Here is a 1012-nt window from a genome sequence, read left to right as displayed (position 1 = left end):
AACGCGTCCGACAGCGCGTCGGCGCAGCAGCCTGCCTCGTCCTCCCCGCTCATCGGCGCACCTCCCCCGCTGCCTCCGGGGCGTACAGGCCGTGCGCGGCGATGTAGTCCAGCACGCGCTGCATGACCAGGTAGCGGATGGAGCGCCCGGCGCGCACCCGCGCGCGCAGGTCGCTCGACGACACGGCCAGGGCCGTCACCTCGAGGTACGACACGTCGAAGCGGCCGTGCTCCTCGATCTCGCGCCTCCGCTCGGCCGTGAGCGCGTAGCCCGGCCGCGTGACGGCGATGAGGCGCGCCAGGTCGGCGATGGCGGCGCTCTCCCGCCACTGCACGATGTGCGCCACGGCGTCGGCCCCCGTGATGAAGTACAGCTCCACGTTTCCCGGGTAATGGCCGCGCAGCTCGCGCAGCGTGTCCACCGTGTACGTGTCGCCGCCGCGCTCGATCTCCATCGCGCTCACGCAGAAAGCCGGGTTGCTGGCCACGGCGAGACGGCACATGGCCAGGCGGTCGGCCGCCGGCGTGACGGCGCGGTCCTTCTTGAACACGGGCTTGCCGGCCGGCACGAACACGACGGCGTCCAGCCCGTAGGCCTCGCGCGCCTGCTCGGCCGTGGCCAGGTGCCCGATATGGATGGGGTCGAACGTGCCGCCCATGATGCCGAGGCGGGCCGGCGCGCCGTCCTGCCCCAGGTCGTCGAACCGCTCGCAGACAACCGCCACTACGCGCGCACCTGCCCGTCGCCGCGCAGCACGTACTTGTACGACGTGAGCGCCTCGAGCGCGAACGGCCCGCGGGCGTGCAGCTTCTGCGTGGAGATGCCGATCTCGGCACCCAGGCCGAACTGCCCGCCGTCGGTGAACGCCGTGGAGGCGTTCGCGTACACGGCGGCCGCATCGACGCGCGCGAGGAACGCCTCGATGGCCGCGGCGCCCGCCGGGTCGGCCGGGTCGGCCACGATGGCCTCGGAATGCTTCGTACCGTAGCGGTTCACGTGGTCCACGGCCTCG

At 72.8% G+C, this 1012-nt stretch carries 1 protein-coding gene and 1 pseudogene; both read right to left on the bottom strand.

The features are described 5' to 3' along the window. Nucleotides 1-49: 49 nt before the first annotated feature. Nucleotides 50-724 carry a nicotinate-nucleotide adenylyltransferase gene (gene nadD / locus GPA_RS00250; protein WP_041238657.1) on the bottom strand — a complete coding sequence of 225 codons (675 nt, stop codon included), beginning with the start codon at nucleotides 722-724 and terminating at the stop codon, nucleotides 50-52. Further along, nucleotides 724-1012: pseudogene (gene proA, locus GPA_RS00245) on the bottom strand (glutamate-5-semialdehyde dehydrogenase); the annotation flags it as partial. The gene nadD and the pseudogene proA, both read right to left, overlap by 1 nt.

Source organism: Gordonibacter pamelaeae 7-10-1-b (genome assembly GCF_000210055.1).
In the GTDB taxonomy this organism is placed as follows: domain Bacteria; phylum Actinomycetota; class Coriobacteriia; order Coriobacteriales; family Eggerthellaceae; genus Gordonibacter; species Gordonibacter pamelaeae.
Note: the sequence above shows the minus strand (reverse complement) of the source record. Positions and strands in the feature narration are given on the sequence as shown.